This is a genomic window from Streptomyces sp. NBC_00483, assembly GCF_036013745.1.
Classification (GTDB): Bacteria; Actinomycetota; Actinomycetes; order Streptomycetales; family Streptomycetaceae; genus Streptomyces.
Map to the genome: position 1 here is coordinate 5075267 of NZ_CP107880.1, position 26555 is coordinate 5101821.

General features: G+C 68.9%; 25 protein-coding genes. 13 read left to right on the top strand and 12 right to left on the bottom strand.

Translation table 11 applies throughout. The features are described 5' to 3' along the window. Positions 1 to 428: 428 nt before the first annotated feature. A complete protein-coding gene (dnaB, locus tag OHA73_RS22600) occupies positions 429 to 1907 on the top strand; it encodes a replicative DNA helicase (RefSeq protein WP_266712024.1) in 1479 nt (492 codons plus the stop codon). Positions 1908 to 2007: 100 nt separating this feature from the next. Continuing rightward, positions 2008 to 3390 (top strand): serine hydrolase domain-containing protein, encoded by a 1383-nt coding sequence (locus OHA73_RS22605; RefSeq protein ID WP_327655950.1) that lies wholly within the window; start codon positions 2008 to 2010, stop codon positions 3388 to 3390. Positions 3391 to 3454: 64 nt separating this feature from the next. On the opposite strand, the gene OHA73_RS22610 is transcribed toward OHA73_RS22605, so the two are convergent. Beyond that, a complete protein-coding gene (locus tag OHA73_RS22610) occupies positions 3455 to 3907 on the bottom strand; it encodes a GNAT family N-acetyltransferase (protein WP_267069869.1) in 453 nt (150 codons plus the stop codon). Between the two features lie 46 nt (positions 3908 to 3953). Beyond that, on the bottom strand, positions 3954 to 4412 hold the full coding sequence (locus tag OHA73_RS22615; RefSeq protein WP_267069868.1) for a MarR family winged helix-turn-helix transcriptional regulator: 459 nt from the start codon (positions 4410 to 4412) through the stop codon (positions 3954 to 3956). A gap of 142 nt (positions 4413 to 4554) precedes the next feature. Here OHA73_RS22615 and OHA73_RS22620 point away from each other — a divergent pair, with 142 nt between their 5' ends. Together OHA73_RS22620 and OHA73_RS22625 are read left to right on the top strand one after the other, a co-directional pair. Then, positions 4555 to 5760: an MFS transporter gene (locus tag OHA73_RS22620; protein ID WP_266712032.1), complete on the top strand. Its 1206-nt coding sequence runs from the start codon at positions 4555 to 4557 to the stop codon at positions 5758 to 5760. An 80-nt stretch (positions 5761 to 5840) separates the two neighbouring features. Continuing rightward, positions 5841 to 6260: a GlcG/HbpS family heme-binding protein gene (locus tag OHA73_RS22625; RefSeq protein WP_327655951.1), complete on the top strand. Its 420-nt coding sequence runs from the start codon at positions 5841 to 5843 to the stop codon at positions 6258 to 6260. Between the two features lie 67 nt (positions 6261 to 6327). Here the strand turns inward: OHA73_RS22625 and OHA73_RS22630 are convergent, their stop codons facing one another. Beyond that, entirely contained in the window at positions 6328 to 7212 is an 885-nt protein-coding gene (locus OHA73_RS22630) for a GNAT family N-acetyltransferase (RefSeq protein WP_327655952.1), read from the bottom strand. A 577-nt stretch (positions 7213 to 7789) separates the two neighbouring features. Here OHA73_RS22630 and OHA73_RS22635 point away from each other — a divergent pair. Further along, on the top strand, positions 7790 to 9166 hold the full coding sequence (locus tag OHA73_RS22635; RefSeq protein WP_327655953.1) for a globin domain-containing protein: 1377 nt from the start codon (positions 7790 to 7792) through the stop codon (positions 9164 to 9166). Between the two features lie 75 nt (positions 9167 to 9241). Here OHA73_RS22635 and OHA73_RS22640 read toward each other — a convergent pair whose 3' ends face one another. The 5 genes from OHA73_RS22640 to OHA73_RS22660 form a co-directional block, all read right to left on the bottom strand. Further along, positions 9242 to 9724, bottom strand: coding sequence for an NUDIX domain-containing protein (locus tag OHA73_RS22640; RefSeq protein WP_266712040.1), 483 nt, complete (start codon positions 9722 to 9724; stop codon positions 9242 to 9244). A gap of 59 nt (positions 9725 to 9783) precedes the next feature. Beyond that, a complete protein-coding gene (locus OHA73_RS22645) occupies positions 9784 to 10689 on the bottom strand; it encodes a LysR family transcriptional regulator (RefSeq protein ID WP_266712042.1) in 906 nt (301 codons plus the stop codon). Between the two features lie 199 nt (positions 10690 to 10888). After that, positions 10889 to 12073 (bottom strand): cystathionine gamma-lyase, encoded by a 1185-nt coding sequence (locus OHA73_RS22650; protein ID WP_327655954.1) that lies wholly within the window; start codon positions 12071 to 12073, stop codon positions 10889 to 10891. Continuing rightward, complete coding sequence (locus tag OHA73_RS22655) at positions 12070 to 12564, bottom strand: low molecular weight protein-tyrosine-phosphatase (RefSeq protein ID WP_327655955.1); 495 nt, start codon at positions 12562 to 12564, stop codon at positions 12070 to 12072. The genes OHA73_RS22650 and OHA73_RS22655 overlap by 4 nt, the downstream gene beginning before the upstream one ends. Positions 12565 to 12576: 12 nt before the next feature. Continuing rightward, a complete protein-coding gene (locus OHA73_RS22660; RefSeq protein ID WP_266712048.1) occupies positions 12577 to 12957 on the bottom strand; it encodes a phage holin family protein in 381 nt (126 codons plus the stop codon). 48 nt (positions 12958 to 13005) lie between these two features. Between OHA73_RS22660 and OHA73_RS22665 the strand changes: the two genes are divergently transcribed. The 4 genes from OHA73_RS22665 to OHA73_RS22680 all read left to right on the top strand — a co-directional run bounded on the left by OHA73_RS22665 (position 13006) and on the right by OHA73_RS22680 (position 15273). Next, on the top strand, positions 13006 to 13323 hold the full coding sequence (locus OHA73_RS22665; protein ID WP_266712050.1) for a cupin domain-containing protein: 318 nt from the start codon (positions 13006 to 13008) through the stop codon (positions 13321 to 13323). A 202-nt stretch (positions 13324 to 13525) separates the two neighbouring features. Further along, positions 13526 to 13741 (top strand): DUF5326 family protein, encoded by a 216-nt coding sequence (locus tag OHA73_RS22670; RefSeq protein ID WP_266718729.1) that lies wholly within the window; start codon positions 13526 to 13528, stop codon positions 13739 to 13741. A gap of 187 nt (positions 13742 to 13928) precedes the next feature. Continuing rightward, positions 13929 to 14708: an IclR family transcriptional regulator gene (locus tag OHA73_RS22675; RefSeq protein WP_267069861.1), complete on the top strand. Its 780-nt coding sequence runs from the start codon at positions 13929 to 13931 to the stop codon at positions 14706 to 14708. Between the two features lie 100 nt (positions 14709 to 14808). Further along, entirely contained in the window at positions 14809 to 15273 is a 465-nt protein-coding gene (locus OHA73_RS22680) for an SsgA family sporulation/cell division regulator (RefSeq protein WP_266712054.1), read from the top strand. Positions 15274 to 15426: 153 nt separating this feature from the next. On the opposite strand, the gene OHA73_RS22685 is transcribed toward OHA73_RS22680, so the two are convergent. After that, positions 15427 to 16785 (bottom strand): YibE/F family protein, encoded by a 1359-nt coding sequence (locus tag OHA73_RS22685; RefSeq protein ID WP_267069860.1) that lies wholly within the window; start codon positions 16783 to 16785, stop codon positions 15427 to 15429. 235 nt (positions 16786 to 17020) lie between these two features. On the opposite strand from OHA73_RS22685, the gene thiC reads away from it, so the two are divergent. Then, positions 17021 to 18796, top strand: a complete 1776-nt coding sequence (gene thiC / locus OHA73_RS22690) for a phosphomethylpyrimidine synthase ThiC (RefSeq protein ID WP_266712058.1) — start codon at positions 17021 to 17023, stop codon at positions 18794 to 18796. Positions 18797 to 18867: 71 nt separating this feature from the next. On the opposite strand, the gene OHA73_RS22695 is transcribed toward thiC, so the two are convergent. The 3 genes from OHA73_RS22695 to OHA73_RS22705 form a co-directional block, all read right to left on the bottom strand. Next, positions 18868 to 19692: a hypothetical protein gene (locus OHA73_RS22695; protein WP_266712060.1), complete on the bottom strand. Its 825-nt coding sequence runs from the start codon at positions 19690 to 19692 to the stop codon at positions 18868 to 18870. 182 nt (positions 19693 to 19874) lie between these two features. Beyond that, a complete protein-coding gene (locus OHA73_RS22700) occupies positions 19875 to 20939 on the bottom strand; it encodes a metallophosphoesterase (protein ID WP_323179549.1) in 1065 nt (354 codons plus the stop codon). A 219-nt stretch (positions 20940 to 21158) separates the two neighbouring features. Further along, positions 21159 to 22271 (bottom strand): LacI family DNA-binding transcriptional regulator, encoded by a 1113-nt coding sequence (locus tag OHA73_RS22705; RefSeq protein WP_266712062.1) that lies wholly within the window; start codon positions 22269 to 22271, stop codon positions 21159 to 21161. A gap of 366 nt (positions 22272 to 22637) precedes the next feature. Here OHA73_RS22705 and hisC point away from each other — a divergent pair, with 366 nt between their 5' ends. The 3 genes from hisC (at position 22638) to cydB (ending at position 26514) form a co-directional block, all read left to right on the top strand. Next, positions 22638 to 23717: a histidinol-phosphate transaminase gene (gene hisC, locus OHA73_RS22710; protein WP_327655956.1), complete on the top strand. Its 1080-nt coding sequence runs from the start codon at positions 22638 to 22640 to the stop codon at positions 23715 to 23717. Between the two features lie 204 nt (positions 23718 to 23921). Further along, positions 23922 to 25496, top strand: coding sequence for a cytochrome ubiquinol oxidase subunit I (locus OHA73_RS22715; protein WP_323187254.1), 1575 nt, complete (start codon positions 23922 to 23924; stop codon positions 25494 to 25496). Positions 25497 to 25509: 13 nt separating this feature from the next. Continuing rightward, a complete protein-coding gene (cydB, locus tag OHA73_RS22720) occupies positions 25510 to 26514 on the top strand; it encodes a cytochrome d ubiquinol oxidase subunit II (RefSeq protein WP_327655957.1) in 1005 nt (334 codons plus the stop codon). Positions 26515 to 26555: the final 41 nt, after the last annotated feature.

Genomic DNA, 26555 nt, shown 5'->3' on the forward strand with positions numbered 1-26555 from the left:
ATGCAACGCGATAATGACCCTTACTTGTGGAGGTCTTCCGCGTGTCGCGCGGCGGGGCCGACGGAGATCTTGGGCCGACTGGGAAAGTTTTTCTTCTGCACAGCCGGTGGACGGGAAAACCGCAGGTCAAAGCCTATGTATGGAATAGCCTGAGGGCTTGTTCACAGGACTGTCCACCGTGTCGTGCACAGGTTTTCCCTGGTTCTCCACAGCGAGGGGCCCGTCATCCACACCGCCTGTGGATAACCAGATTGGCTGACGGTGCAGACAGGCCTACCGTGGTGCGGCGCCCACCGTGTCCCGCGACCTCGGAAACCTCACAAAACCGACGCGTCAGAAGCGGAGTTGGGCCTCTTATTTGTCAGTGTCGTGCCGTAGGAATGAGGGGTACGGCGAGGTCCGCTCGGCGGACGGGAGGAGGCGGCCCGGTGAGTATCTCCGAGCCATTGGACGACCCCTGGGCCGACGACGGTCCCAGCGATCGCCTCCCCGCTTCCCGGCCGTTCCGGGGCGGTGGCCGAGGCCAGGGTGACCAGCACGAGCGGGGCAGCGAGGGCGGTGGTTGGGACGAGGGCCCTGCCACCTTCGAGCGCGTCCCGCCGCAGGACCTGGACGCCGAGCAGTCCGTGCTCGGCGGCATGCTCCTGTCGAAGGACGCGATCGCCGACGTCGTGGAGGTCATCAAGGGGGCCGACTTCTACAAGCCGGCCCACGAAACGATCTTCCAGGCAGTCCTCGACGTCTATGCCAAGGGCGAGCCCGCCGACCCGATCACCATCGCCGCGGAGCTGACCAAGCGCGGCGAGATCAACAAGGTGGGTGGCGCATCGTATCTGCACACCCTCGTGCAGACGGTCCCGACGGCGGCGAACGCCGAGTACTACGCGGAGATCGTCCACGAGCGCGCCGTACTGCGTCGTCTCGTCGAGGCGGGCACGCGGATCACGCAGATGGGATACGCGGGCGACGACGACGTCGACGAGATCGTCAACAGAGCGCAGGCCGAGGTCTACGCGGTCACCGAGCAGCGCACCAGCGAGGACTACCTCCCGCTCGGCGACATCATGGAGGGCGCGCTCGACGAGATCGAGGCGATCGGTTCGCGCAGCGGTGAGATGACCGGTGTGCCGACAGGCTTCACCGACTTCGACTCGCTCACCAACGGTCTGCACCCGGGCCAGATGATCGTCATCGCGGCCCGCCCCGCCATGGGTAAGTCCACGCTGGCACTGGACTTCGCGCGCGCCGCGTCGATCAAGAACAACCTGCCCAGCGTCATCTTCTCCCTCGAAATGGGGCGCAACGAGATCGCGATGCGCCTGCTGTCGGCCGAGGCGCGCGTGGCCCTGCACCACATGCGCTCCGGCACGATGACGGACGAGGACTGGACGCGGCTCGCGCGCCGGATGCCCGAGGTCTCGGCCGCGCCGCTGTACATCGACGACTCCCCGAACCTGTCGATGATGGAGATCCGCGCGAAGTGCCGCCGGCTCAAGCAGCGCAACGACATCAAGCTCGTGATCATCGACTATCTGCAGCTGATGCAGGCCGGTGGCTCGAAGCGCTCCGAGAGCCGTCAGCAGGAGGTCTCGGACATGTCCCGAAACCTGAAGCTGCTGGCCAAGGAGCTGGAGCTGCCGGTGATCGCGCTCTCCCAGCTGAACCGTGGCCCCGAGCAGCGCACGGACAAGAAGCCGATGGTCTCCGACCTGCGTGAGTCCGGCTCCATCGAGCAGGACGCCGACATGGTCATCCTTCTGCACCGTGAGGACGCGTACGAGAAGGAGTCTCCACGCGCGGGCGAGGCGGACATCATCGTCGGCAAGCACCGTAATGGTCCGACGGCCACGATCACCGTCGCCTTCCAGGGCCACTACTCGCGCTTCGTGGACATGGCGCAGACCTGATCGGAAGACGGGTGGGGCGAGCACCCCGGCTGCTCTGGAGAAGATCAGCCTCCGGTGAAATCCGCTCGACGTAGGTCGTCGGTCGGGATGGACTGGGCGCATGACGACATCCCCGGAAGAGTTGTTGCCCACCACGCGTCGCGCCCTCCTGCACCGCATCGCTGTAGCCCAGAGCGAAGGGCGGGCGCCCTCACTCGTGGCCGCGGTCGCGCGGGACGGCGAGCTGGTGTGGACCGGGTCGCGTACCTCGGTGGACGGGCACGGGCCGGACGAGCACGTGCAGTACCGGATCGGGTCGATCACCAAGACGTTCACGGCCGTGCTGGTGCTGCGGCTGCGCGACGAAGGGCTTCTCGACCTGGCGGACCCGCTCGAGAAGCATCTGCCCGACACCGGTGCCGGCACGGTCACCATCGCCGAACTGCTCGCCCACACCGGCGGGCTGGCTGCGGAGACTCCGGGGGAATGGTGGGAGCGGAGCCCGGGGAGCCGACGCCCGACCCTCGCGGACGTCCTCGGCGAGCAGCCCTTCCGGCACCCCGTCGGCCGTCGCCACCACTACTCCAACCCCGGCTATACGCTCCTGGGCGCCCTGGTCGAGGCGGTGCGCGGGGTGTCCTGGGAGGAGGCCCTGCGCGACGAGATCCTCGAACCGCTGGGGCTGACCCGCACCAGCGTCCAACCGCAGCACCCGCACGCCGGGGGCTGGGCCGTGCACCCGTACGCAGATGTGCTGCTTCCGGAGCCGAGCGAGGATCTGGGCCTGATGGCCCCTGCCGGTCAACTGTGGTCCACCACCCGGGACTTGGCCGTCTTCGCGTCCTTCCTCACAGTCGGAGACGAGCGGGTGCTGAGTGCGGACTCCGTCCGGGAGCTGCGGACCCCCGCGGCGCCGACGCTGCCCGGCAACTGGGAGGCCTCGTACGGGCTCGGCATGCAGGTGGTGCGGGGCGGCGGCCTCACCTTGGCCGGACACACCGGCTCGCTGCCGGGGTTCGTGGCGGGGCTGTGGCTGTGCGAAGAAGAGGGACTCGTGGCGGTCGCTCTCGCCAACTGCACGACGGGGGTGCCCGTGGCGACGCTGGCCGCCGAGCTGTTGGGGATCGTCGCCGAGGCCGAACCAAGGCTGCCCGAGCCGTGGCGACCGCTCCCCGAAGTGAAGGCTTCCGAACTGGAGCTGGTGGGGCCCTGGTACTGGGGGACACAGGCCGTGGTGCTGCGCCTGGCGGCCGACGGTGGAGTGGAGATGGGGCCGGCGGCCGAGGGCGGGCGACGCTCCCGGTTCCGGTCGAACGGGGATGGCACCTGGACCGGGCTCGACGGCTACTACGCGGGGGAGCTGCTCCGGGCCGTCCGGCGGGACGATGGGGCGGTGAGCCACCTCGACCTCGGTTCCTTCGTCTTCACGCGGGAGCCGTACCCGGCGGACGGGCCCGTTCCTGGCGGGGTGGATCCGGAGGGGTGGCGGGGCATTCCGCGGTGATGCGCGGCTCCGTCGGTCGGCTGTTTCACGTGAAACAGCCGACCGATCGACTCCCCGGCCCCGATCATAGTTGCAGCTTGAAGCCCAGATGCGAGCCCACGAAGCCGAGCCGCTCGTAGAAGCGGTGGGCATCGGTGCGCGTGGCGTCGGAGGTCAGCTGCACCAACTGGCAGTGCTCGCGCCGGGACTCGTCGATGGCCCACTCGATGAGCTGCGTGCCGAGGCCGCTTCCACGCTCGTCCGCGTGGATGCGGACGGCCTCGATGATCGAGCGGGTGGAGCCCTTCCGGGAGAGCCCGGGGATGATGCTGAGTTGCAGCGTGCCGACGACGCGGCCCCCGCGCACGGCGACGACGAGGTGCTGATTCGCGTCCGCCGTCAGGCGTGCGTGCGCGGCGAGATACGGCGTGAGGTCCTCCGGTGACTCCCGCTGGGCGCCCAACGGGTCGTCCGCCAGCATGGCGACGATCTCCGGAATGTCCTCGGCCGCGGCCGGCCTGATCTCAAGATCTCCCATGGGCCGCAGCCTATGCGGAGCCTCCCGCCGACTGTGCTCGGCCCGGTCAGGCGACGGCGTGCAGCCCCTCGACCGCCTTGACCAGGGGTGCGAGGTCCGGGTTCTCGGCCGCGGTGTCGAGGGCTTCCCGCAGCGCCGCGGAGTTCGTGGGGCGGGCCTCTTCGAGGAGGGTGAACCCGGCCTCGGAGACGTTCGTGTAGATGCCCCGACGGTCGGTCGGGCACAGGTAGCGGGAGAGCAGGCCGCGCTCCTCGAGCCGCGTGACCAGGCGCGTGGTCGCGCTCTGGCTCAGGACGACGGCGTCGGCCACCTGCTTCATCTGGAGGTGGCCGCCCTCCCCGTCGTGCTGACGGCTGAGGACGTCAAGCAGCGAATACTCGCGCACGCTCAGCCCGTGGTGGGCCTGTAGTGCGCGCTCGATGTGGGACTCGATCTTCCCGTGCAGCAGCGAAAGCGCGCACCAGCCCTGCGAGAGGGCGGTCAGTGCGGGGTCTGTAGCGGTCATGGCTCTTGGTTCCTCCGTCCCGGAGCGGCTCAGCCCAGGGTAGTCGATGTTCGGGGTTGCCCGCGTTTGCAATTAACCAGCGTCTGCAATTATTGTGAGGTCTCGTAAAGCGCACCCGCAACAGTCTGGAAGGGGTCCCTCCATGCCTCTCGCGCTTCTCGCCCTCGCGATCGGGGCGTTCGGTATCGGAACCACGGAATTCGTGATCATGGGATTGCTCCCAGAGGTCGCGGGTGACTTCGGCGTCTCCATCCCCACGGCCGGCTTTCTGGTGACCGGCTACGCGCTCGGTGTGATGTTCGGCGCCCCGCTGATGACCGCCCTGGGCACGCGCATCCCGCGCAAGCGGATGCTGATGCTGCTGCTCGGCTTCTTCATCGTCGGCAACCTGCTGTCCGCCGTCGCGCCCGTCTTCGCCGTCATGCTGATCGGCCGCGTGGTCGCCTCGCTCGCCCACGGCGCGTTCTTCGGTATCGGCTCGGTCGTCGCGGCCGAGCTCGTGGCACCGGAGAAGAAGGCCGGAGCGATCGCCATGATGTTCACGGGCCTGACCGTCGCCAACGTCGTCGGTGTCCCGCTCGGCACTTTCATCGGCCAGACGGTCGGCTGGCGCGTGACGTTCACGGTCGTCGCCGCGCTCGGCGTCATCGGCCTCGCCGGAATCGCCAAGCTCGTGCCCGACCTGCCCAAGCCGGAAGGCGTGCGGCTGCGTCACGAGCTGGCCGCGTTCAAGAACGTGCAGGTCGTCCTCGCCATGGCGATGACCGTGCTCGGCTTCGGCGGCGTCTTCGCGGCCATCACCTACATCGCGCCGATGATGACGCACGTCGCCGGCTTCGCGGACGGCTCCGTCACCTGGCTCATGGTCCTCTTCGGCCTCGGCATGGTCGCCGGCAACCTCGTCGGCGGAAAGTTCGCCGACCGCGCCCTGATGCCCCTGCTGTACGTGTCGCTGGGCGCGCTCGCCCTCGTGCTCGCCCTGTTCACGGTCACCGCGCACAACCAGGTGCTGTCCGCGATCTCCATCGTGCTGATCGGCGCGTTCGGCTTCGCGACGGTGCCGCCGCTGCAGAAGCGCGTCCTCGACCAGGCCTCCGGCGCCCCGACGCTCGCCTCGGCCGTCAACATCGGCGCCTTCAACCTCGGCAACGCGCTCTCCGCCTGGCTCGGCGGCATGGTGATCGCCGCGGGCCTCGGCTACACCTCCCCGAACTGGGTCGGCGCCGTGCTCGCCGCAGGGGCTCTCGTTCTGGCCGTGCTGTCCGCGGCCCTCGAGCGCCGCTCGCCCGCTCCGAGCCTGATCGTCGCGGCCGCCGAGCAGCCGCGCACCGAGCCGGCCCACCACTGACCCCCACCCCGGTCGACGGGGCCGATGACGCCCCCGCCCCACAGCACCTCTCAGCACCACCCCGCAAGGAGCATCACCTCATGAGCACCACCGCTGTCACCCCGCTCAGCACGCAGGACGCCGAGGCCCTGGTCTCCGCCGCTCGCCTCGCCGCCGAGGCGGCCGGAGTCACCGTCAGCGTCACCGTCCTCGACGCGGGCGGGCACCTCCTGGCCTTCCGCCGCGACGACCGCGCCGTCCTCATCTCCGGCGAGACCAGCACGCGCAAGGCGTTCACCGCGCTCCAACTGAACGCCCCCACCGCCGACCTCGTCGACCTGGTGAAGCCCGAGGGCCCCTTCCACACCCTGCCCACCGCGCTGGACCGGCCGCTGCTGTTCATCGCCGGCGGCCTGCCGGTCCACCGCGACGGCCGGCTCATCGGCGCCATCGGTGTCGGTGGCGGCGCCCCCGACCAGGACCACGGCTTCGCCACCGCGGCCGTGGAGGCCCTCGCGTAGCAGCAGAGCCACACCACACAGCCGCCCCAAGTTGCCGCAGCACAGCGGTACTTGGGGTGGACGTGTATCAGCCCGCGGCCACGGTCAGCGGCGCGAAGCGGCGGGTCCAGTCGCCGGGCAGGCCCGAAGCCCCGTAGTTCATCACCGCGTTGAGGCCGACGGCCTCGAGTCCGCGCTCCTTGAGCCACGCCAGCAGCTCCTCATGGCGCACGTCGATGTCGGTGCGCAGCGGCCGGTCCGTGCCCGCCGCGAGCGAGGCCACGAGGGCCTGCGCCGTCGCGGTGTCGCGGGCGACGAGAGGACCGACGACGTGGGTGTCCTCATTGGGCCAGGCGGCCGCGAAGCCGATGAGCCCGCCACCCGCCCCGCCGGCCCCACCGTCCACCGCCGCCCGCAACTGGTCCGCGAAAGCCGGAAGTCGCGTGATCACATGCGTACGGTCCGGGCCGAAGACCTCCGCGTCCAGGCGGAGGATCGCCGGGAGGTCGTTCGCCGTGGCCGCGCGCGTGGTGACATCGGGCAGGGGCCCGCCCGCGGCGAAGCGGCCGCGCACCATCTCGGCCCGCCCCGTGACCTTGAAGCCCAACTCCTCGTAGAGCGGCCGCCCGTACGGCGTCGCATGGAGGGTGAGCGGTGTCGTGCCCGCCCGCTCGACGATGTGGCGCATCAGACGTCTGCCGATGCCCTGCCGTGCGTGTTGCTCGGCGACCAGGACCATGCCGATCGCGCCGAGTTCGGGCCGCTCCCGGGGGCCGTACTCGGTCACTACGCAGGCGCTGACGAGACCGCCGTCGGGGTCATCGATGCCGTAGCCGGTACCGGCGGAGAGCAGCAGCCGCCACTTGTGTTCCTCACGGGGCCAGCCCCGGTTCTCGGACAGGTCGGCGCACGCGAGGACATCGCGCGGGGTGAGACGACGGATGGGCAGGTCGGAGAGGGAAGGTGTCGACACGCAGGTCAGGCTGTCGGACTTCGCCCCGTGGCGTCCACCGCTTTGTGGAGAGTGCCCCGAGGCTTTCGGTCCCGCCGGGAGTTTCACGTGAAACATGGCGCGGGGCTCGGCTCTCGCCCGCGCTCGACGGCGCCGGACGCACGAATTGGCGCGCCGAGACCGGTAATTGAGGAATTTACGAGGCGACCGAGGTTCGCTTAATCCGCAGTTATGCCGGTAGGGGGTTGTCGACTTCGCGGCGGCCGGTATCGTCGGATCCGGATCGCGCCGGGTGGCCGAAGAAGGCCGAGGGGAAGCCCGTGGTGCGCGCAGGCCCACGCAGCCTAACGGGACGGAGAGATCGAAGACCTGCACTTTCCGCTTTGCGTTCTGGGCAATGACACCGGGTGGCATGCTGCGATGAGGGGACTGCGGACAATGTCACACTCTTGCCTTACTTGTCAGTAGCCGTCCGGAATGCAGTGTTCAATGTGGACTGCATTGTTGTCGAGGCGCGGGGGAAAGCCCACAGTTTCCGGGCGTGGAACAGCTCGGGAGTACGTTGACCGACCGAAATATGTTCGAGGCGAGGCACAGCATGGACGCTCCGACCACTACGCCGTCGGCCGGTTCCGGTTCTGACGGTTCGGACGGTGGGGGCGGCTGGTTCACGCCGCGCACGGCCCCGGCCCCGCAGCCGCCCACCACCGGTTCCGGCCAGGAGGCGACGCCGGAGGAGCACCGAATACCGGAGCCTCGTCAGGCGCCGGCCGCTCAGCAGACGCAGCAGCCCGCCCCGCCGCGGGCCGCCGAGACGCCCGGCCCCATGGCCGCCTCCGCGCGCACCGCTCCCACGCATGCCTCCCCCGACGCGATTCTCATCCGCCGGACGATGGAGGAGATCGGCCCCGTCGCGGACAGGGTCACCTCGTACTTCTACGCGCTGCTCTTCGTGTGCCACCCCGAACTGCGCCCGCTCTTCCCCGCGGCGATGGACACCCAGCGCGACCGGATCCTCAAGGCGCTGCTGACCGCCGCCGAGCACATCGACAACAAGGACGTCCTCGTGGCGTACCTGAAGAACCTGGGCCGCGGGCACCGCAAGTACGGCACGCAGGCCGACCACTACCCGGCCGTCGGCGAGTGCCTGATCGCCGCGCTCACCCAGTACGCCACGACCACGTGGAACGCGGAGACCGAGGCCGCCTGGGTCCGCACGTACACGACGATCTCCCAGGTCATGATCGACGCGGCAGCCGAGGACGAGCTGAAGGCGCCGGCCTGGTGGATGGCCGAGGTCGTCTCGCACGACCTGCGCACCCCCGACGTCGCCGTGGTGACCGTGCGGCCCGATCAGCCCTACCCGTTCCTGGCGGGGCAGTACACGACGCTGGAGACGCCCTGGTGGCCGCGGATCTGGCGGCACTACTCGTTCGCGTCCGCGCCCCGCTCCGACGGGCTGCTCTCGTTCCACGTGAAGGCGGTTCCGGCGGGCTGGGTCTCCAACGCCCTGGTGCACCGGGCCCGCCCCGGCGACGTGCTGCGCCTCGGCCCGCCCGCCGGCTCCATGACCGTCGACCACACCACCGACAGCGGGCTGCTCTGCCTGGGCGGCGGCACCGGCATCGCGCCCATCAAGGCGCTCGTCGAGGACGTGGCCGAGCATGGGCACCAGCGCTCGGTCGAGGTGTTCTACGGCGCCCGCACCAACCACGATCTGTACGACATCGACACGATGCTGCGCCTCTCGCAGAGCCACCCGTGGCTCTCGGTGCGTCCCATCGTCGACCAGCAGGCCCACCTCCAGCTGCCGGACGCGGTACGGGAGTACGGCCCCTGGAACGAGTACGACGCGTATCTCTCCGGGCCGCCCGGCATGATCCGCAGCAGCATCGACACCCTGCGGCGCATCGGTATCCCCGGCAGCCGCATCCGGCACGACTCGGTCGAGGACCTGGTCGCTGCGGCGGACTGAGCCCTCGATGCGCGGCGCCGCCCCCACGCCTCGTAGCGAGGTGCGGCGCCGTCCCACACCTCGTACAGCGGGGCGTCAGCCCAGATCGGGCGCGTGCATCGCCCGTACGCCCTCGATGTTGCCGTCCAGGTAGTGACGCAGCGAGAGCGGCACCAGATGGACCGAGGCGATGCCGACGCGGGTGAACGGCACCCGCACGATCTCGTAGCTGCCGCACGGGTCCTCGACCTCGGGCCCGTGCCGCTCGTCGGTGTCCATCGATTCCAGTCGGCAGACGAAGAAGTGCTGGACCTTCACGCCGGTCGCGCCGCCGTCCTCGCCGATGTGCTCGACGGTGTCCACGAAGCAGGGCACCACGTCGACGATCTTGGCGCCGAGTTCCTCGTGCACCTCGCGATGGAGGGCGTCCACGACGGTCGTGTCCTCCGGCTCGACCCCACCACCGGGAGTCACCCAGTACGGATCGACGCCGGGCTTGGTTCGCTTGATCAGAATCAGGTTGTCGCCATCCAGCAGGACGGCGCGTGCGGTGCGCTTGACCACGGGTCGGACGGTCATGGGAGAAATGTGGCCCGGCTGGTTCCACGTGAAACATCCCGTATCGCTCGGTGCCCCGATCACGACCAGTCGACGGCAGCGCGTAGTAGCCACTCGTGCGCCCGCGCGATGTGCGGCATGGCGAGTGTGCCGGTGCGCACCACCAGGAAATACGTACGCAGCGGCGGCACGGGCGGGTCGAGCAGGGCGACGATTTCCCCGCGCTCCAGGTTCTCCTCGCAGAGATAGCGCGGCAGGACGGCGAGGCCGGCTCCCGCGATCACACAGGCGAGCACCGCGCGCAGATCGGGCACGACGACCGTGGCGGAGACAGCGGGCCGGGAGTCGAAGACTGCGGCCCAGTAGCGGCTGACCAGGGGCAACGACTCGTGCACCTCGACCACCGGGAACTTCTCCAGGGACGGCGCCGCGTCGCGGTGCAGCATGCCGCGGCCGATCCGGGCGGCCAGGCGCGGGGCGGCGGCCAGCACATGCTCCTCGTCGCAGAGCGGAGTCGCCGTGTGCAGGGCGCCGCGCGGACGGGCCGTCGCGATGGCCAGATCGTGATGCCCCGCGGCGAGCCCCTCCAGGGTTTCCTCGGCCGTGCCGAAGCTCGTCCGTAACGCGATGCTCTGCCCGTCGTCCCGGGTCAGGGCCGTCAGCGCAGGTAGGGCGCGCTCCGCGGTGAACTCCGGAGGCCCCGCCAGGTGCAGGGTGCGCACGGCGGACTCCTCGCCGAGCCCTGCCTCGGCGATCTCCACGAGGGCGTCGAGATGCGGAGCCGCCTTGTGGGCCAGCTCGTCGGCGATCGTCGTGGCCGTCACACCGCGCGCCTGGCGCAGGAAGAGCGGGCGCCCCAGCTGCCGCTCCAACGTGCGGATCTGGGAGGTGACCGCCGGCTGGGACAGGCCGAGCAGCGCGGCGGCGCGGGTGAACGAACCGGCGCGATGCACCGTCACAAAGGTGCGCAGCAACGCGAGATCCATCGCGGCACACCTCCCCTTCCCAACCCCAGAGCCGCGCCCAACTATAAATAAGTCGATAGGTCTCTGTCGCTACCGTGATTGGACACTGACACAGAGTCAACTAGCCTTGTTCGCGCGGTTCTTCGCGCGTAAGAACCGGGACGGTCCGAGCCACGAGGGGGGAGGCTCGGACCGTCCGTTGTACGTAGCGCGCGCGGTACTAGGGCCCTTCTGACGGGTCTCGGGCCCCGTCCAGCGCCCGCAGCACGTCCGCCACCAGGTCCTCGGTGTTCTCGGCGCCCGCGGAGAAGCGGATGAAGCCTTCGGTGACGGCATCCCCGCCCCAGCGCCCGCGCCGCTCGGCGGTGGACCGTACGCCGCCGAAGCTCGTCGCGTCGTCCACCAGGGTCAGGGCTTCCAGGAACCGCTCGGCCCGGGCGCGCGAGGGCAGCTCGAAGGCGACCACGCAGCCGAACCGCCGCATCTGCCCGGCGGCGACGTCATGGGACGGATCACCGGGCAGACCGGGATGACGCACCGCGGCGACGTCCTCGCGTTCCAGCAGCGCCTGTGCCACGGCCAGCGCGTTGGCGCTCTGCCGCTCGGCGCGCAGCTCGAGCGTGGCGAGGGACCGATGCGCGAGCCAGGCCTCCATCGGCCCCGGAATCGCTCCGACGATCTTGCGCCAGCGCTTCACCGAGGCGATCAACTCGGCGTCGGCGCACGCGACGTAGCCGAGCAGGAGGTCGCCGTGGCCCGTGGGCTGCTTGGTGCCGCTGGCCACCGCGAAGTCCGCGCCGAGCTCCAGCGGGCGCTGCCCGAGCGGCGTCGCGAGCGTGTTGTCCACGGCGACGAGCGCCCCGCGCGCGTGGGCGGCGTCGGCGAGGCGCCGGATGTCGCAGACGTCGAGGCCCGGGTTGGACGGCGTCTCCAGCCACAGCAGGCGTGCCCCGTCGAGCACGTCGAGCTGCGCGTCACCGCCGGTCGGCGCGGTACGCACCTCGATCCCGTACGCCGTGAGCTGCTCGCGGACGAGCGGGAAGACCTGGTAGCCGTCGGCCGGCAGAACCACCGCGTCGCCGGCGCGCAGTTGCGAGAAGAGGACCGCGGAGATCGCGGCCATGCCGGAGGCGAAGGCCAGCGTCTCCACGCCGGAGCGCCCCGGAGCCTCCAACTCGCTGATGGCGCGCTCGAGATGCGTCCACGTCGGGTTCTCGTCGCGGCCGTACGCATAGGGCCCCGACACATCGCCGGGCAGATGGAAGTGTGCGGCGAACACCGGCCCCGGCAGGGTCGGTTCGTTCTTGACCGGCTCGGGCAGACCCGCCCGGACCGCCCGCGTGCCGTCTCCGGGCTCCTGTGCCGAAGGCTCCGTTCCCGGTTCCGGTGCCGAGGGCTCCGTCATGCGACCTGTCCTCCCGCTGCTTCGCGCACGGATACGAGAAGGCCGTCGGAGGCCGCCTCGACGAGCTTCAGGCACTCCTCGAAGCCGCCCAGATCGCCGTAGTACGGATCGGGGACGTCCAGGTCCGAGGGATCGGCTTCGGCGTCGTAGGAACGCAGCAGGCGCACCTTCTCGGCGTCCTCGGGCGTCGACGCCAGGCGGCGCAGGGTGCGCAGATGGCCGTGGTCGAGGGCGACGACCAGGTCGAGGCGGTCGAACCAGTCGCGGTGGAAGCGGCGGGCCGTGTGCTCGGAGGCGTAGCCGTTCTCGGTGAGGACAAGGACGGTGCGCGGGTCGGCGCCGTCGCCCTCGTGCCAGCCGTCCGTGCCCGCGCTGTCGACCTCGACGAGGCCGTCGAGCCCCGCCTCCTCAACGCGGGCGCGGAAGACGTGCTCGGCCATGGGCGAGCGGCAGATGTTGCCGGTGCAGACGAAACAGACGCGGTAGGTCATCCTCGGCCGCTCTCAGTCCTTGCCCTCGGGCAGCACGACGTTCAGCGCCCAGGAGACGATCGACACGATCAGGCCACCGAGGATCGCGGTCCAGAGGCCGTCGACGTGGAAGCTGAGGTCCACTTGATCGGCCAGCCACGAGGTCAGCAGCAGCATCACGGCGTTCACGATCAGCGTGATCAGGCCGAGCGTGAGGACGAACAGCGGGAAGGTCAGGAGCTTTACGATCGGCTTCACGATCACGTTGACCAGGCCGAAGATGAGGGCGACGAGGATCAGCGTGCCGATCTTCTTGCCGGTGCTGTCGCCGGTGAGGGTGATCTTGTCGAGCACCCAGACGGCGACGGCCAGGGCGCCCGCGTTGGCGATCGTCTTGACGAGGAAATTCTTCATGTGTCTGATCGTTGCAGACATGATCGGTGACAGGGGTGGGCGAGGCTGATGAAGGCGTTCCGGTTGGATGAGCTCGAGGCGGAGAGAGCCGCCAACGACGGGGCCTATCTGCAGTTCCTGCGTGAGCGCAATATGTCGGTCGGGCTGTACGCGCTCGACGCGGGTACACAGGACCGGCAGCAGCCGCACCAGCAGGACGAGGTCTATCTCGTGGTCAGCGGCCGCGCTTCGATCACGGTCGGCATGGAGACCACTCAGGTCGGCCGGGGCAGCGTCGTGTACGTGCCGGCCGGTGTCGCGCACAAGTTCCACCACATCAGCGAGGACCTGCGCGTCCTCGTCGTCTTCTCGCCTCCGGAGAGCTGACGGGTAGGCCCCGCGGACGGCCCCGACCTCGGGGTTCCCTAGGGGGCGGGTCAGGGGAGGACAAGGGATCGGAAGGGCCCGCACGGGCCTTCGACGTGCCAGCATCGAAGCAGAACACCGAAGTAGAACACTGAAGCAGAAGCATCGAAGCAGAAGCCTCGAAGCAGAAGCATCCAAGAGACAACGGAGGAGAGCGATGGCAGTGCGAGAAATATTCGCGGACATGCCGTGGTGGGTGAAGTGGGTCGCGGTGCCGGTCATCGCCATCGTCGTGTTCGGCGGTCTGATCGCGAGCGTCGTCGGTTTTGTGATCGGCCTGCTGTTCAAGGTGCTCGTGTTCGCCGCTCTGGTGGGTGGACTCATCTACGTAGTGCGGAAGTTCATGGTCGGTTCGTCGTCGCGGAGCCGCGACTGGTGAAGCCGGGCACGCACTTGTGTGCGGATCCCGGTCGTTGCGTCGCGCGACCTTTCGCACGACCGGGGGAAGTTTCCTTGCGCGGCAGGCGCCAATCGGTGGCCAAGGGTTAGAGTCCGGAATTCGATGGCTTTAGCCCCCTGCGAGCCTCGAACACGCGGGGGTTCCCCACGCGCATCGGGAGTGAACCTTGGCCACGGTCGATACCGCACCCGCCGCTGCCCCGCAGACACTCATCGGCTCCGTACAGCGGGCCATGCGACTGCTCGAGGCGGTCGCCTCCCATGACGACGGGGCGCCGGCCAAGCAACTCGCGCGGGAAGCCGGCCTCGCCCTTCCCACCGCGTACCACCTGCTGCGCACGCTGACCCACGAGGGATATCTCCGCCGGGAGAACGGCGTCTTTGTTTTCGGTGACGCCGCCGAGCGTTTGAGCAGCAGCGGAGCGCAGCAGAATCGTCGCAGCATGATCACCGATGCGCTGCGGCACTGGCGCGACACCATCGGCGTCCCGGTCTATTTCGCGGTCTACCGGGACGGCGAGATCGAGCTCGTCGCCGTCGCCGACACCCCGGCCAATCCGGCCGTCGAGGAGTGGGCCGACTTCCGGGAGACCGGCCATGCCCACGCCATCGGCCAGTGTCTGCTCTCTCAGCTCGACGAGGAGGCCCGCAAGGACCACCTCGAGCGCTACCCCGCGCAGTCCATCACTCCGTATTCGGTCCGTGACGACCGCGCGCTGCTACGGAAGCTGAGCCGGGTGGGTCGCATGGAACCGGTCGTCGAGCGTCAGGAGTATGCGCTGGGCACGGCCTGTGCCGCGTTCCCGCTGACGATCGGGTCGACCGCGGCAACTTTGGCCATTTCTCTCCCTTCCCACCAGGCGGAGAAACTGCTGCCCACAGCCCGCCAGTTGCAGCACGAGATCGGCAGGCTGGTAGGAACACTCGCCTTCTCTATCAGCATTTGAAAACTCACTCCTTGTGATCCTGTGTGTACGTTGAGCAAGATGCCAGCAGTGTCAGGGAGATGATTCCTGGCCAATCGACGGCAAGTTGACGGGGTAGGCGATGCGCGAGTCCGTACAAGCAGTCCAAGCAGAGGTCATGATGAGCTTCCTCGTCTCCGAGGAGCTCTCGTTCCGCATTCCGGTGGAGCTCCGGTACGAGTCCACCGATCCGTACGCCGTGCGGCTGACCTTCCATCTCCCCGGAGACGCGCCCGTGACCTGGGCGTTCGGCCGGGAGCTCCTCGTCGACGGGGTCAACGGGGCCAGTGGCGAAGGGGATGTACAGGTCACACCGGTGGAGCGGGTGGGTGGCGCTGTCGGCGAGATGCCGGGAGAGGTGCACATCAGGCTCCAGGTCGGGGCGGACCAGGCCCTGTTCCGGGCCGGGGTCGCACCGCTCGTGGCGTTCCTCGACCGGACGGACAGGCTCGTCCCGCTGGGCCAGGAGGAGACCGGCGCGGACTTCGAGTCCGACCTCGACGAGGCTCTCGACCGGATCCTCGCCGAGGAGCAGAGCGCGGGCTGACTCCCCATCGGCCCGCACGACAGCAGACGGCACGCACAGCAGCAGACGGCCCGCACGACAGCGGGCGGCTCTCGCGACATCAGATGGTTTGTGCGACACAGGACCAGACGTAACGCTTCAGCAGCGCGGTGCACCCGAGCAGTTCCGCGCCCTTCAGCGTTTACGCCGCCGGCCTCCGCCACCGCGTCCAGGAGAGGGAGCGGCCGTCGCGGGCTCCCGTGTCTCCGGGTGGTCGCCGTGTGTCTCCGGGCGGTCGGCGGAGACCACGAGCGCGGCCAGTGCGGTGGTCACCGGCACCGAGGCGACGAGGCCGATCGAGCCGACCAGCGTACGCACGATCTCCTCGGCCACCAGTTCGCTGTTGGCCACGTCGGTGACGCTGCTCTGCGCGATCGAGAAGAGCAGCAGTAGCGGCAGCGCGGCGCCCGCGTAGGCCAGGACGAGCGTGTTGACGACGGACGCGATGTGGTCGCGGCCGATGCGGATCGCCGCCCGGTACAGGGCGCGTCGACCCAGCGTCGGGTTCGCCTCGTGCAGCTCCCACACGGCGGAGGTCTGCGTGACCGTCACGTCGTCGAGCACACCGAGTGAGCCGATGATGACGCCGGCGAGCAGCAGACCGCTCATGTCGATGTCCGGGTACAGGCCGTGGATCAGTCCCGTGTTGTCGTCGGTGTTGCCCGTCAGGGCCGCCCAGCCGATGAACAGCGAGCCCAACAGGCCGATCAACAGCAGCGAGACCAGGGTGCCGAGCACGGCGACGGAGGTTCTGGCCGTCAGGCCGTGACACATGTAGAGCGCGATCAGCATGATCGCGCTGGCTCCGACCACCGCGACGACCAGGGGGTTCGACCCCTGCAGAATCGCGGGCAGGATGAAGAACGTCAGCACCATAAAGCTGACCGCGAGCGCGACCAGCGCCATGACGCCGCGCATCCGGCCCACCACGACCACGGCCAGGGCGAAGATCCCGGCCAGCAGCACCATCGGAACCTTGCGGTTCACATCGGTGACCGAGTACTGCAGGTCCTTGGGTGCGTCCGGCGCGTAGGCGGCGATCACCTTCTGGCCCTCGTGCAACTGCCGCGGTGAATCCGGCTGAACGACCTCGGTGAACGTACGGCCCTTGTCCTTGCCGCTGTCGATCCGGATCGTCGCGTTCTCGCAGGTGCCACTGGTCTTCTGCTCGCCTGTGGTGCCCTGCTGCGCCGTGGGGTCCCCGGTCGAGCTCTGGCCCTGGGCGTGCACGGACGAGCAGTCGACCTTCTCGACGCGGGTGACCGTGGCCTGCTGTGTCTGCCGGTCGAAGCCGACACCGCTGCGCTCGTGCGGCGGTGCGCCGCCCGGCCAGAGCACCGCGAGGCCCACGACGACCGCGACCGAGAACGGGATCAGGACGGCCGCGATCACCTTGCGCAAGTGCCGGGAGACAGGCGCCGCTGGGCCGTGGCTGTGGGAGTGCCCATGCGGCGCGTGGGACGGCGGAGCTGAGGGCTGCTGTCTGGTGGTCACCGCCAGATCATCGCAAGAACGGAGGGGGGCCCTCTGTTCAACGCGGCGTGCGTCACGTTAGCGTGGAGCCGCTTTTGCCATCGCGGGAGCTCGGAGCACCGGGCTGAGAGGGCGCTGACCTTCGTCCCTGCGCGTTTCACGTGAAACAGCGTGGAGCTGCGTGACCAAGGACGAATATCGCTGCGTCGACCGCTGAACCTGTTACCGGGTAATGCCGGCGTAGGGAGTAGGTCTCATGACCACAACGGACGCGCACACGCCTGCCTCCAACTCGACCGAGGAGGCCGGCCGGTCCATCGGCTGGCACAAGGGGTACATCAGGGGCTCGCGCCCCGACCTCCAGGTGCCGGTCCGTCAAGTGCACCTCACCAACGGGCAGTCGGTGACGTTGTACGACACCTCAGGTCCGTACACCGACCCGACCGTCGACACCGATGTCCGTCGCGGTCTCGCGCCGCTGCGGGAGAACTGGATCATCGCCCGCGGCGACACCGAGGAGTACGCGGGCCGCCCCGCCCGTCCCGAGGACGACGGCCTCAAGCACACGTCGCCGCGCGGCGGCCTCCGCAACCTCGACGCGGTCTTCCCCGGCCGCCCGCGCCAGCCGCGCCGCGGCCGGGACGGCCAGGCCGTGACCCAACTCGCGTATGCGCGCCGGGGGGAGATCACCCCGGAGATGGAGTACGTGGCCATCCGGGAGAACGTCGCGCCGGAGGTCGTGCGCGAGGAGATCGCGGCGGGCCGGGCCGTGCTGCCCGCGAACGTCAACCACCCGGAGATCGAGCCGATGATCATCGGCAAGCGGTTCCTGGTGAAGGTCAACGCCAATATCGGCAACTCGGCCGTGACGAGCTCCATCGAGGAGGAGGTGGACAAGATGACCTGGGCGACCAAGTGGGGCGCCGACACGGTCATGGACCTCTCCACCGGCCGCAACATCCACACCACGCGTGAATGGGTGCTGCGCAACTCCCCCGTCCCGATCGGCACCGTGCCGCTCTACCAGGCGCTCGAAAAGGTCGACGGCAAGGCCGAGGAACTGACCTGGGAGATCTACAAGGACACGGTCATCGAGCAGGCCGAGCAGGGCGTGGACTACATGACGGTCCACGCGGGCGTCCGCCTCCCGTTCGTCCCGCTGACCGCCGACCGCAAGACCGGCATCGTCTCCCGCGGCGGCTCGATCATGGCCGCGTGGTGCCTCGCGCACCACAAGGAGAGCTTCCTCTACGAGCGCTTCGAGGAGCTCTGCGAGATCCTCGCGGCGTACGACGTCACGTACTCGCTCGGCGACGGCCTGCGCCCCGGCTCCATCGCGGACGCCAACGACGAGGCGCAGTTCGCGGAGCTCCGGACGCTCGGCGAGCTGAACTCGATCGCCAAGCGCCACAACGTGCAGACCATGATCGAGGGTCCGGGACACGTCCCGATGCACAAGATCAAGGAGAACATCGACCTCCAGCAGGAGATCTGCGAGGAGGCGCCGTTCTACACGCTCGGCCCGCTGACCACCGATGTCGCCCCGGCGTACGACCACATCACGTCCGGGATCGGCGCCGCGATGATCGCCTGGTGGGGCACGGCGATGCTCTGCTACGTCACGCCGAAGGAGCACCTGGGCCTGCCCAACCGCGACGACGTGAAGACCGGCGTCATCACGTACAAGATCGCGGCGCACGCGGCGGACCTTGCCAAGGGCCACCCGGACGCGCAGGCCTGGGACGACGCGCTCTCCGACGCCCGCTTCGAGTTCCGGTGGGAGGACCAGTTCAACCTGGCCCTCGACCCGGACACGGCACGGGAGTTCCACGACGAGACGCTGCCGGCGGAGCCCGCGAAGACGGCACACTTCTGCTCGATGTGCGGGCCGAAGTTCTGCTCGATGAAGATCTCGCAGGACATCCGGCGGGAACACGGCACCACCTCCTCGGAGATCGCGGAGGGCATGGAGCAGAAGTCCAAGGAGTTCGCACAGGCGGGCAACCGCGTGTATCTGCCGATCGCCGACTGACGGCATGACGGTGGGGCCCCTCGTGCGCGAGGGGCCTCGTCGTCGGTCACGGCCTGGTGGCCGCCGGAGGATCAGTCCGGCTGGTGGTCCGGGCCGCCGAAGTCCGGGCTGGAGAAGTCCGGGCTCGAATAGCCGGCGCGCTGGCCCGTGGCCGTGCCGCCGCCGTCGGGGCTGCTGAACCCCGGCCTGTTGTAGCCGAGTTGCGGCATGCGCCCGCCGGAGCCGCCGCGGCCCCCGAGGGGCGAGCCGCCGCCCGCCGATGGATCCGCCAGGGCGTCCCGCAGGAACGGCAGGATGCCCCGGTCCAGGAGCGCGACGCGCCAGGCTTCCCTGGCCTGCTTCACTTCCTCGCTGGCCTCGCCGTGCGCGCTCGCCTGGAGAGACGTCGATCCATTGCGCAAGGCCGCGAGCAGCAGGCAGACGGCCGCGACGAGAATGCTTGCCGCGGCGATCACGCCGAAGACCCAGCCGAAGGTGCGCAGGGTCCTCGCGAGGCCCGGCACCGGGTTGAGCATGCCCAGGATGTAGCCGACGAGCAGGAAGATCACGGCTGCGGTCCCTGCCAGGACCGGGGCGAGCACGACGGCGACCGCGGCGACGCCCGGTCCCGTGCTCTCCCCGCTGGTTTTGCCTCCTTCGCGTAGCGGACGCAGGAGCCGCGGCGTGGAGCGCAGTTCCTCGCGGACCTTGACGTAGCGCTGGTACTCGTCGGCGGCCGCCGTGTTGATCAGTGCGGCGGCGCCGAGCGCCATGGTGCGCAGCTGCTCGGGGTTGAGCCGCTGGCCCACAGCGGCGAGTTCAGGCCGATTCGGTGCGGTACGCAGCGCGTCATCGAGGAGCCGCTCGAACTCGGGACGGTCCTCGTTCAGCAAATGCGGAGCGCTGTTCATGTGCATCCCCCGATGCTCCGTAGGGCTTGGTGGCCCGCATGGGTGCGAGCCGTCGGGCAGAAACGGAGGGGAGCCTGCTACGGATAAGCCGATGGTAGAGCTGTCACGGCACGCGGTGACAGGGGGTTTCCGGAAATTGGCCCTGCGGCCAGTCGGATCCTCCGCTTTCGCGTCTGCCCCGCGAAGTCTCAGATATCCATGGGCAGTTGCTGGACGAGCAGCTTTCCGGCCATGGTCACGCCGCCGTCCATGGCGATGGCCAGGCCGTTCGCGTACACATGCGGGCCCTCGACGGGGGGCCTGCTGTCCTCGCTGTCCCCGTCCTCACCACCGACCTCGCCGAGCAGATACGGAATCGGGCTGTGGCCGTGCACGATGCGCGAGCCGCCGAAGGCGTCGAGGAGCTGTCGTGCGGCGCTGGGCCCCGATTCCTCGTCCTTGAACGCGAACCGCTTGGTGAACTTGCGGAACAGGTCCCAGCACTCGTCCGCGTCATTGCGCGTGAGGGTCTCGCGCACCGTGTCGTTGACGGCCTCGATGGAGTCGCCGTAGTCGAGATACGCGGTGGTGTCCGAGTGCGTGAGCAGATGGTCGTCCTCGATCTCGATCGCGTCGAGCCGGGACATCCACTGCAGATGCACGTCCTGGAGGCGGTCCATGTCGGCCTTCTGCCCGCCGTTGAGCAACCAGGCCGCCTGGAACGTGGCGGTGCCCGCTCCGGAGTTCACGGGCGTGTCGCCGAACCGCTTCGCGCCGAGCAGCAGCAGCTCGTGGTTGCCCATGAGCGCCTTGCAGTAGCCGCCCGCGGCCGCCGCCTCCGCGGACAGCCGCATGACGAGGTCGATGACGCCGATCCCGTCCGGCCCGCGGTCGGTGAAGTCGCCGAGGAACCACAGGCGCGCGGTGCCCGCCGCCCAGTTGCCCTCCGCGTCGATCAGGCCCTTCTCGCAGAGCGCGGCGAGCAGCTCGTCGAGGTAGCCGTGCACATCGCCGACGACGAACAGCGGGCCGAGGCCCTCGTCCCCCGTGGGCGCGGGCTGCGCCACCTCGACCTGGACCGTGTCGCCCTGGTTGATGACCGGCAGGTCACGCTCGGTCGGCGTGTAACCGTCGGGACTCTCTGCGCCGGGCGCGGGGACGTCGGGGTCCGTCGGCTGCACGTTCGCCGGTACGTCATGGACGTACGCGGGAACACGGAAGTCGCGCAGCGTCTCCGTCTCCGCTGCGGATCCCGGACCGGCCCCCTGAGTCATCGACCCCTCCACCACCATTGCGCCGCCTGTGCACCGTATCGGACTGCCTGGTCGCAGCGGCCCGCGGTGTCGTGCGCCCATCATAGGAATGCGGCTCGCGCTGTGTGATGCACCAGGGGTGGTGAATCGGTGACGGGCGGCTGATCGCCGTGCATTTCTCCCGAATTGGTGTGGACTTTTCTCTTCGGAGGAGTCGGTGGAGGGGGCGGGCGGGGGCGGTCAGCCCTGTCCCGGAGACCGGGGAGGGCTGACCGTGGTGCGGTGCGGGCGTCGATGGGACGAGGTCCGCACGATGAGTTCGGTCGGCATCACCTGCTCGACCGGCTGGTCGGAATCGACCCCTTCGATGGCGTCGATGAGGAGCTGCACGACGGACGTCCCGATCCGCCGCGGTTTGAGCGAGAGGGTGGTGATGGGCGGTTCCGTGTTCGCGTAGACCATCGACTCGCTGCAGCACACCAGCAGCAGGTCGTCCGGGACACGCAGCCCGTAGCGGCGCGCGGCGGCGAGCAGATCGGTGCCGTTGGGATCGAAGAGGCCGTAGACCGCGTCGGGGCGGTCGGGCCGGGCGAGCAGCCGGTCGGCGGCGACGGCGCCCGCGCACGGGTCGTGCGCGGGGTACGACTCGTAGACCGGTTCCTGTCCGATCCGCTCGCACCAGCGCAGATACGCCGAGGTGGAGAGGTGCGTGTACGTGTCGGTGGTGGTGCCGGTCAGTAGGCCGATGCGGCGGGCGCCGGACTCGGCGAGGTGGTCGAGGATGCCGAGCACGGCGGCCTCGTGGTCGTTGTCGACCCAGGCGGTCACGGGCAGGGTGCCCGCGGGACGTCCGTCGGAGACGACCGGCAGGCCCTGGCGGACCAGCTCGGTGACGACCGGATCGTGGTCGGAGGGGTCGATGACGACGGTGCCGTCAAGGGCGACGTTCGACCACACGTCGTGGCGTGAGGTGGCGGGCAGGATGACGAGGGCGTACCCGCGGGCGAGCGCGGCGGAGGTGGCGGCGCGCGCCATCTCGGCGAAGTACGCGAATTCTGTGAAGGTGAAAGGTTCATCCCCGTACGTCGTCACTGTCAGGCCGATGAGGCCCGATTTCCCGGTACGGAGCGTGCGAGCGGCCGCGGAGGGGCGATAGCCCAACCGGTCGGCGACCTCGCGAACGTGGCGTCGGGTGGCGTCCGGGAGCCGGCCCTTACCGTTGAGCGCATCGGACACAGTCGTGATCGAGACCCCGGCGGCTGCGGCAACGTCTCTGATGCCTGCCCGGCTCGGCCGGGTGCCCCTGCGGGTCGTCTCTGCCCGGCTCACCTGGTGCTTCCCTGCTGCTGTCATGGCGAGCCGATAGTAGGGCTCATTCGGCTGCATGGTGGGGGAGCATATGCAGGCGTTGACAGGCACGTTTCTGCAAGGTGATGGCCCATCATCAACCTTTAAATAAAAGGGAGTTGAAGGGTCAGGGTATGGCACTTCGCTTGTCGTCACGCAGGGGCCTGCCAAGTCGGCGATGTTGCGAGTAGGTCTCAACTCACCTTCACGGGTGATGCGCGCCACGGCGCGAGCCACCGGCGCGCGCCAGGGCGAGGAGCGCTCCCCCCTCTCCGCACGCCTTGCGGAGGGTCGGGACCCGGGCCATTGGGGAGCGCGGCGAATCCTCTTAAGGTGAGCAGTATTGGAACGGTGCCCACAAGGAGGACTGCGGTGAGCGAGATCAACCCCAAGCTGCGTGCGGAGCTGGCGGGGATCCCTGCCTACAAGCCCGGCAAGCCGGCCGCCGCCGGGGGGCCGGTGGCGTACAAGCTGTCCTCCAACGAGAATCCCTATCCTCCGCTGCCCGGAGTGATGGAGCAGGCGATCGCGGCCGCCGGGACCTTCAACCGCTACCCGGACATGGCGTGCACCGGCCTGATGAACGAGCTGTCCGACCGTTTCGGTGTGCCCGTCTCGCACCTCGCCACCGGCACCGGCTCGGTCGGCGTCGCGCAGCAGATGCTCCAGGCGACCTCGGGGCCGGGTGACGAGGTCATCTACGCGTGGCGGTCCTTCGAGGCGTACCCGATCATCACGCAGATCAGCGGCGCGAAGTCGGTGCAGGTGCCGCTCACGCCGAGCGAGGACCTCGACCTCGACGCGATGATCGACGCGATCACCGACCGCACGCGCCTCATCTTCGTCTGCAACCCCAACAACCCCACGGGCAATGCCATCCGCCGGGCCGAGCTGGAACGGTTCCTCGACCGGGTGCCCGCCGATGTCCTGGTGGTCCTCGACGAGGCGTACCGGGAGTTCATCCGCGACACCGAGGTGCCGGACGGCGTCGAGATCTACCGGGACCGGCCGAACGTGGCGGTGCTGCGGACCTTCTCGAAGGCGTACGGGCTCGCGGGGCTCCGGGTGGGCTTCGCCATCGCGCACGAGCCGGTCGCCGCGGCGCTGCGCAAGACGGCGGTCCCCTTCGGTGTGAGCCAGCTCGCGCAGGACGCGGCGGTGGCCTCGCTGCGCGCGGAGGACGAGCTGCTCGGCCGGGTCGGCTCGTTGGTGGCCGAGCGCACGCGGGTCGTCGAGGGGCTGCGGGCGCAGGGCTGGACGGTGCCCGAGACGCAGGCCAACTTCGTGTGGCTGCGCCTGGGGGAGAAGACGATGGACTTCGCGGCGGCCTGTGAGCAGGCGGGCGTGGTCGTGCGGCCGTTCGCGGGCGAGGGTGTGCGCACCACGATCGCGGAGACCGAGGCCAACGACATCTTCCTGCAGACGGCCGCGGAGTTCCGCAAGGAGCTCTGACCTGCCCCGCGTTGGGCGGAGATCGTAGGCGAAGGGGGTCCCCCCGAAGTTAAGGGGGACCCCCTCTCGTATGCCGACAACCAGTACGACATAATGCTTGTGAATGTGAACGCGTTCACAAGCGTGTCCCGGTTCCTCCCGGGATTTGTGGGATTAAAGGGGCAAACTGCCGCTGTGACCACGGCGATGTAAGGAGAAGACGCAGTGGACCCGACAACGATCGCCCTCGCGCCGGAGACCCTGGCGCGATGGCAGTTCGGCATCACCACCGTCTACCACTTCCTGTTCGTCCCACTGACGATCTCTCTGGCCGCGCTCACGGCGGGCCTGGAGACGGCATGGGTACGCACGGGCAAGGAGAAGTACTTCCACGCCACGAAGTTCTGGGGGAAGCTTTTCCTGATCAATATCGCGATCGGCGTCGCGACCGGCCTCGTGCAGGAGTTCCAGTTCGGCATGAACTGGTCGGACTACTCGAAGTTCGTCGGTGACGTCTTCGGTGCTCCGCTCGCGATGGAGGCGCTGATCGCCTTCTTCTTCGAGTCCACCTTCATCGGACTGTGGATCTTCGGCTGGGACAAGCTGCCGAAGAAGCTCCACTGCGCCTGCATGTGGATGGTGTCGATCGGCACACTGGCCTCGGGCTACTTCATCCTGGCGGCCAACTCCTGGATGCAGCACCCGGTGGGCTACGAGATCGACCCGAAGACCGGCGTGGCCCGGCTCAACGACATCTGGCACGTCCTCTTCCAGAACACCGCGGTCGTCCAGTTCGCGCACACCATCTCCTCCGCCTTCCTGACCGGCGGAGCCTTCATGATCGGCGTCTCCAGCTTCCTGCTCTGGAAGATCAAGAAGCAGAAGGACGCCGGCGAGCAGGTCGACCGCAAGCGGACCATCACGCTGCGCAGCTCGCTCCGGCTCGGTCTGGTGACCGCGATGATCGCGGGCGTCCTGGTCGCCCTCTCCGGCGACCAGCTGGCCAAGGTGATGTTCAAGCAGCAGCCGATGAAGATGGCTTCGGCCGAGGCGCTGTGGGACACCGAATGCCCCGCGCCGTTCTCCATCTTCGCCGTCGGCAATGTGAACAAGGGCCACAACTCCGTCGAGATAGAGCTTCCGGGCCTGCTCTCCTTCCTGGCCGACGACAACTTCTCCAGCTGTGTCCCCGGCATCCACGAGACCGCCAAGGCCGAGGCCGAGAAGTACGGCGGCAAGGCCGAGGACTACATCCCCAACATCTTCGTCACCTTCTGGGGCTTCCGCCTGATGATCGGCATCGGGCTCACCGCTGCCGTCGCCGCGGGCGCCGGATTCTGGCTGACCCGGAAGCGGCGATGGCTGTTGCCCGAGCATCGAAGGGGTGAGGACGAAATCCCCAAGCTGATGCTCACCAACAAGAAGGAACTCGGCCCGACCGTCACGAAGTGGGGCTGGCGGGTCGGCATGGCCTCGCTGATCTTCCCCTTCATCGCCAACTCCATCGGCTGGATCTTCACCGAGATGGGCCGTCAGCCCTGGGCCGTCTTCGGCCTGTTCCGGACCGCTGACTCGGTCTCCCCCGGCGTCAGCCAGACCGAGATGGCGATCTCGCTGACCGCGCTGACCCTGCTGTACGCGGTGCTGTTCTGGATCAACGTACGGCTGATGAAGAAGTACGCCATCAAGGGTCCCGACACGGACGAGGAACCGCCGACCAAGGACCCGAAGCTGCGTGGTCCTTCGGGGGACGACTCCGATGACGACGACGCCGACAAGCCACTGACCTTCGCGTACTGAGAGGAGAAACGCCATGGGCCTCAACGACTTCTGGTTCCTTCTGATCGCCGTTCTGTGGACCGGCTACTTCTTCCTCGAAGGCTTCGACTTCGGGGTGGGCATCCTGACGCGGCTGCTCGCGCGCGACAGGACCGAGCGGCGCGTGCTGATCAACATCATCGGGCCGGTGTGGGACGGCAACGAGGTCTGGCTGCTCACCGCGGCCGGTGCGATGTTCGCCGCGTTCCCCATCTGGTACGCGACGTTCTTCAGTGCCTTCTACCTGCTGCTCGTAATCGCGCTGCTGCTGCTGATCGTGCGCGTGCTGTCCTTCGAGTACCGGCACCAGCGGCCCGAGGAGAGCTGGCAGCGCAACTGGGAGCTGGTGCTCTTCGTCAGCTCGCTGCTGCTGCCGTTCCTGTGGGGCGTGATGTTCGCGAACATGGTGCACGGCGTTCCGATCAACTCCAAGCAGGACTTCGCCGGTTCGTTCGGCGACCTGCTGACCTGGTGGGGGCTGCTCGGCGGGCTCGCCTTCACGGCCGTGTGCACGCTGCACGGTGCGGTGTTCACCGCGCTGAAGACGGACGGCGACATCCGGGTGCGGGCGCGTGCGCTCGCGACGAAGGCGGGTGTGGCCACCGTGCTCCTGGGCGGCGGGTTCCTCGCCTGGCTCCAGGTCGAGCGCGGGACGGCGTGGACCGCGGTGGCGTTCGCCGTGGCGGTCGTCGGACTGCTCGGGACGCTCGTGATGAACGCCAGGGGACGCGAAGGCTGGGCGTTCTCCTTCAACGGGGTCGCGATCGCGGCCGTGGTGGCGGCGATCTTCCTGGCCCTGGTGCCGAACGTCATGCCCTCCTCGCTCAACGAGGCGTGGAACCTGACGATCGACAACACGTCCTCGGGTCCGTACACGCTGAAGGTGATGACCTGGGTCGCGGGGATCATGACGCCGCTGGTCCTGCTCTACCAGGGCTGGACCTACTGGGTGTTCCGCAAGCGGCTCAGCACGAAGAGCATTCCTGCCGGGGCGCACTGAGCTCCTGAAAAGGGGCGCACTGAGCGTCTTAGCTCCGTCTT

Excerpts from the sequence above, each read along its gene's own strand:
- OHA73_RS22610 (WP_267069869.1), bottom strand. The coding sequence starts at position 3,907 with ATGGGAGATCTTGAGATCAGGCCGGCCGCGGCCGAGGACATTCCGGAG.
- OHA73_RS22665 (WP_266712050.1), top strand. The coding sequence starts at position 13,006 with ATGAAGGCGTTCCGGTTGGATGAGCTCGAGGCGGAGAGAGCCGCCAAC.
- thiC (WP_266712058.1), top strand. The coding sequence starts at position 17,021 with ATGACCACAACGGACGCGCACACGCCTGCCTCCAACTCGACCGAGGAG.
- OHA73_RS22640 (WP_266712040.1), bottom strand. The coding sequence starts at position 9,724 with ATGACCGTCCGACCCGTGGTCAAGCGCACCGCACGCGCCGTCCTGCTG.
- OHA73_RS22680 (WP_266712054.1), top strand. The coding sequence starts at position 14,809 with ATGCGCGAGTCCGTACAAGCAGTCCAAGCAGAGGTCATGATGAGCTTC.
- OHA73_RS22660 (WP_266712048.1), bottom strand. The coding sequence starts at position 12,957 with ATGAAGAATTTCCTCGTCAAGACGATCGCCAACGCGGGCGCCCTGGCC.
- OHA73_RS22615 (WP_267069868.1), bottom strand. The coding sequence starts at position 4,412 with ATGACCGCTACAGACCCCGCACTGACCGCCCTCTCGCAGGGCTGGTGC.
- OHA73_RS22695 (WP_266712060.1), bottom strand. The coding sequence starts at position 19,692 with ATGCACATGAACAGCGCTCCGCATTTGCTGAACGAGGACCGTCCCGAG.
- OHA73_RS22645 (WP_266712042.1), bottom strand. The coding sequence starts at position 10,689 with ATGGATCTCGCGTTGCTGCGCACCTTTGTGACGGTGCATCGCGCCGGT.
- OHA73_RS22705 (WP_266712062.1), bottom strand. The coding sequence starts at position 22,271 with ATGACAGCAGCAGGGAAGCACCAGGTGAGCCGGGCAGAGACGACCCGC.
- OHA73_RS22605 (WP_327655950.1), top strand. The coding sequence starts at position 2,008 with ATGACGACATCCCCGGAAGAGTTGTTGCCCACCACGCGTCGCGCCCTC.
- OHA73_RS22650 (WP_327655954.1), bottom strand. The coding sequence starts at position 12,073 with ATGACGGAGCCCTCGGCACCGGAACCGGGAACGGAGCCTTCGGCACAG.
- OHA73_RS22635 (WP_327655953.1), top strand. The coding sequence starts at position 7,790 with ATGGACGCTCCGACCACTACGCCGTCGGCCGGTTCCGGTTCTGACGGT.
- OHA73_RS22655 (WP_327655955.1), bottom strand. The coding sequence starts at position 12,564 with ATGACCTACCGCGTCTGTTTCGTCTGCACCGGCAACATCTGCCGCTCG.
- cydB (WP_327655957.1), top strand. The coding sequence starts at position 25,510 with ATGGGCCTCAACGACTTCTGGTTCCTTCTGATCGCCGTTCTGTGGACC.
- OHA73_RS22620 (WP_266712032.1), top strand. The coding sequence starts at position 4,555 with ATGCCTCTCGCGCTTCTCGCCCTCGCGATCGGGGCGTTCGGTATCGGA.
- OHA73_RS22625 (WP_327655951.1), top strand. The coding sequence starts at position 5,841 with ATGAGCACCACCGCTGTCACCCCGCTCAGCACGCAGGACGCCGAGGCC.
- OHA73_RS22700 (WP_323179549.1), bottom strand. The coding sequence starts at position 20,939 with ATGACTCAGGGGGCCGGTCCGGGATCCGCAGCGGAGACGGAGACGCTG.